Origin of the sequence: Paracoccus fontiphilus (genome assembly GCF_017356265.1) — a bacterium.
Taxonomy (GTDB): domain Bacteria; phylum Pseudomonadota; class Alphaproteobacteria; order Rhodobacterales; family Rhodobacteraceae; genus Paracoccus; species Paracoccus fontiphilus.
Window position 1 is genome coordinate 1 of the sequence record NZ_JAFNAW010000128.1, and the last position, 3,912, is coordinate 3,912.

Annotated in this window: 5 protein-coding genes; all 5 read right to left on the minus strand. The window is 65.6% G+C overall.

The features are described from left to right. The coding region (locus tag J0F76_RS20085; RefSeq protein ID WP_207472184.1) for a translation initiation factor IF-2 associated domain-containing protein at positions 1-545 on the minus strand (545 nt) is incomplete at its 3' end. A gap of 8 nt (positions 546-553) precedes the next feature. Next, positions 554-1,174 (minus strand): RNA-binding protein, encoded by a 621-nt coding sequence (locus tag J0F76_RS20090; RefSeq protein WP_207472186.1) that lies wholly within the window; start codon positions 1,172-1,174, stop codon positions 554-556. Between the two features lie 18 nt (positions 1,175-1,192). Next, the gene (gene nusA / locus J0F76_RS20095) at positions 1,193-2,809 is read right to left on the minus strand and encodes a transcription termination factor NusA (protein ID WP_207472188.1); all 1,617 of its coding nucleotides are present in this window, start codon (positions 2,807-2,809) and stop codon (positions 1,193-1,195) included. A 3-nt stretch (positions 2,810-2,812) separates the two neighbouring features. Further along, positions 2,813-3,427, minus strand: a complete 615-nt coding sequence (rimP, locus tag J0F76_RS20100; protein ID WP_207472190.1) for a ribosome maturation factor RimP — start codon at positions 3,425-3,427, stop codon at positions 2,813-2,815. A 128-nt stretch (positions 3,428-3,555) separates the two neighbouring features. Further along, on the minus strand, positions 3,556-3,843 hold the full coding sequence (locus J0F76_RS20105) for a hypothetical protein (protein ID WP_207472192.1): 288 nt from the start codon (positions 3,841-3,843) through the stop codon (positions 3,556-3,558). Positions 3,844-3,912 lie beyond the last annotated feature (69 nt).

Genomic DNA, 3,912 nt, shown 5'->3' on the forward strand with positions numbered 1-3,912 from the left:
CCGGCGGGCCGGGCGCCGGCAGCGGGCCGGGCATCGGCCGCGGCACGCGCAGGGCGTTCGGCGGCTTTCGGTTCTTCCTTGCGCTTGGCGCGTTCCTCGGCCTCGCGGGCGCGGCGCTCGTCTTCCTCGGCCTTCAGGCGCAGGGCTTCCTCGCGTTCGCGGTCCTCGCGCTCCTTGGCCTCGATCTCGGCCCGGCGGCGTTCGCGTTCTTCCTCGCGCGCCTTCTCGTCGGCGGCACGCTGGGCGGCTTCCTCGACCTCACGCGCCTTGGCGGCGGCAAGGGCTTTCAGCCGGCGCTCCATCTCGGCGTCCGAGATGCCTGCGGGGCGCTTGGAAGGATCGCTTGCCATGCGCGCCGTCAGCGGGTTCTTTTCTTTCTGGGCATCCGTCATCTGCGTGGCGCCGGGTTTCGGCACCACGACGCGCTTGCGCTTGGTTTCCACGACGACGCTCTTGGTGCGACCGTGGCTGAAGCTTTGCTTGACCTGGCCCGAGCGGCCGCTGCCGCCGAGTCCCAAGGTCGATTTTCCGTCTTTGTCGCTCATCTGCGTCTTCATTCCTTCCCGGAGGCCGTATTGCCGCCGTCATGCCCGCGCAGACCCGTCAGTCTGCCGGCTTCCAAGATCACCTTGTCCGTCAGGCCACCCGCCGCAAGCGCGCCGTGTATGACATGATCGCGCCCGAAGGACAAACCCAATTCTGATGCGGTCAGGCAGCCGAACCACCGCCCGCCGGGCGGTGTCCACAGCTTGCCCTTGCCGCGCTCCGACCCGTCGCTGGCCTGCAGCAGCACCTTTGCGCGCCCCTCGGCCAGCCACCCCTTGACCTTCTCGAACCCCGCGACCGCGATGCCCGACTTGCGCGCAAGCGACACCAGTTCGACCACGCGCCGCGCCAAGGCCGCCTCGACGAGGTCGGCCAGGCCTTCCGGCGCCTTGACGGGCGCCTTGGCGGCGCGGGAAAACAGCCCCTTCGCCGCCGCCTTGTCCAGGGCGGAACGGTCCGCCGCAACCCATATCCCCCGGCCCGGCAGCTTTTCCGCCAGATCGGGAACCACCGTGCCATCCGGCCCGGCCACGAAACGGATCAGCCCGCGCTTGGGCTGAACCTCTCCGGTGACGATGCAGCGCCGTTCAGGCTCGTCACGCTCCTTGATGAGACCACCGCGACTCAAGCGGGCAAATCCGGGGCATCACGCCCCGGCCTCCTCGTCGTCGGGGGTCTCGGTTTCCTCGGCATCGGCTTCCAGTTCGGTCGGATCGACCCAGCCCAGCTGCACGCGGGCGGTCATCACCATGGTCTGCGCTTCTTCCAGGGACACGTCGAAGGGTTCCAGAAGTCCCTCGTCCTTGACACGCTGGCCGTTCACCGTGGTCCAGCCGCCCGCCAGTTCCCAGTCGGCGCAGGTGGCGAAATCCTCCAGCGTCTTCACGCCGTCCTTGGCCAGTGCCTCCACCATCTGGGGGGTCAGCCCCTCGAATTCAATAAGGCTGTCCTCGGCGCCCAGGGCGCGGGCGTTTTCAAGCGCGGCCTTGGTGCGGGCTTCCAAAACGTCGCGGGCACGGGCCTGCAGTTCCGCCGCCGTGCCTTCGTCCACGCCCTCGATCGACAGAAGCTCGTCCAGATCGACGTAAGCCACTTCCTCCAGGTCGGTGAAGCCTTCGGCGACCAGAAGCTGGGCGAAGAACTCGTCCAGGTCCAGGGCCTCCATGAACAGCGCGGTGCGGGCGTTGAACTCGGCCTGGCGGCGCTTGGATTCCTCTTCCTCGGTCAGGATGTCGATGTCCATGCCGGTCAGCTGGCTGGCCAGGCGCACGTTCTGGCCACGACGGCCGATGGCAAGGCTAAGCTGCTCGTCGGGAACCACGACCTCGATCTTGTTGGCCTCCTCGTCGAAGACGACCTTGCTGACCTCGGCGGGCTGGAGCGCGTTGACCAGGAAGGTCGCCTGATCCTCGTTCCAGGGGATGATGTCGATCTTCTCGCCCTGCAACTCGCCCACCACGGCCTGCACGCGGCTGCCGCGCATGCCCACGCAGGCGCCGACCGGGTCGATCGAGTTGTCATAGGAGATCACGGCGATCTTCGCGCGGCTGCCCGGATCGCGGGCCACGGCCTTGATCTCGATGATGCCGTCATAGATTTCGGGCACCTCCATCTTGAACAGCTCGGCCATGAACTGAGGGTCGGTGCGCGACAGGAAGATCTGCGGCCCGCGCGATTCGCGCCGCACGTCCTTGACATAGGCGCGGATGCGGTCGTTCGGGCGATAGCTTTCGCGGCCGATCTTCTCGTTGCGGCGCAGGATCGCCTCGCCCCGGCCCACATCGACGATGATGTTGCCGTATTCCTCGCGCTTGACGACGCCGTTGATGATCGAACCGGCGCGGTCCTTGAATTCCTCGTACTGGCGGTCGCGTTCCGCCTCGCGGACGCGCTGCAGGATCACCTGCTTGGCCGACTGCGCGGCGATGCGGCCCAGTTCCACCGGCGGAACCTGGTCCACGATCTCGTCGCCGACCTTGGGGTCGTCCAGATAGGGACGGGCCTGATCGACGGTCAGCTGCGCCTGGTAATTCTCGACCGCGTCGTCCTCGACCACGGTGCGGATGCGGGTGAAGGTGGCGTTGCCGGTCTTGCGGTCGATCTTGACGCGGATGTCCATCTCGGCGCCGTAGCGCGACTTGGCGGCACGGGCGAGGCTGTCCTCCATCGCCTCGATGACCAGCTCGGGCTCGATCATCTTCTCGCGCGCGACGGCTTCGGCGGTTTGCAGCAGTTCAAGCTGGTTGGCAGAGGTGATTGCCATCACTCACTCCTTGGCATCGGCGTTCTCGCCGTCGTTGTCTTCGGTTTCGATCTCGTCGAAGGCGCTTTCGTCCAGGTTCTCGATCTGGACGCCGGCTTCCTTCTTCTGGCGCAGCATTTCCTTGATCAGCTCGTCGGTCAGGACAAGTTTCGCGTCCGACAACCAGTCGAACTGCAGCCCGATGGTATGCGTCTCGCCCGCTTCCTCGATGTTCAGAAGGACCTCGTCGCCCTCGACGCCCGCCAGCACGCCCTTGAAGCGCTTGCGCCCGTCGATGGGCTGGTTTGTTTCCAGCCGCGCCTCGTAGCCCTCGAAGGTCTCGAAGTCCTTCATCCGGGTCAGGGGGCGGTCGATGCCGGGGCTGGAGACCTCCAGGTGATAGGCGTCCTCCAGCGGGTCCTCGACGTCCAGGGTGGCGCTGACGGCCACGGAAATGTCGCCGCAATCATCGACGTTGATGCCGCCCTCGGGCCGGTCGGCCATGATCTGCAAGGTCGCCGTCTTGCCGCCCTGCAGGCGGATGCGCACCAGTTCGAAGCCCAGATCCTCGATCACGGGGGCGATGATCTCGGCCAGGCGCCGGTCGATGGCGGTCTTGGCGATCAGATCGTTCGACATGAGATCCCTTCGGATATGAAAAAGGGCCCGTAGCGGGCCCATGCGGAAAGGTCCGGTGGGCAGGGGGTGGAAGCCTGCGCCGCTGTTGAGGGGGATATAGACCGAACCGCCTCCCATTGCAAGAAGACTCAGCTTGCCTCGCGGTTTTCGGTCCGGGCAAGCAGGCGATCGACCATCTGCAGAACCTCGTCCGGGTTGATGGTGAAGCCACCCTCGGCCGCGGTTCCGATGACCATTCCGCAATTCATGTCCAGCGTGCGCATCCATTCTTGCGCAGCGCTGTAAAGCTGATCGGGGGGCTGCAAGACCAGCAGAGCACCGCCTTCGCGCAGCGCGTAAATGGCATGGCAAGCTTGGCTACCTTCGACAGAGATAATGACCGAAGCATCCAGGATTTGTCTATGGCCCGTGGACATTCACCTTGAGGCGATGATGGTCGCGGTGAGATGCCAATTGGCCGCGTAGCTACATGCAGTCTTTTCGTA

Bases quoted from the DNA above. Each gene is read 5' to 3' on its own strand.
- J0F76_RS20105 (WP_207472192.1), bottom strand. From the start codon at position 3,843: ATGTCCACGGGCCATAGACAAATCCTGGATGCTTCGGTCATTATCTCT.
- rimP (WP_207472190.1), bottom strand. From the start codon at position 3,427: ATGTCGAACGATCTGATCGCCAAGACCGCCATCGACCGGCGCCTGGCC.
- nusA (WP_207472188.1), bottom strand. From the start codon at position 2,809: ATGGCAATCACCTCTGCCAACCAGCTTGAACTGCTGCAAACCGCCGAA.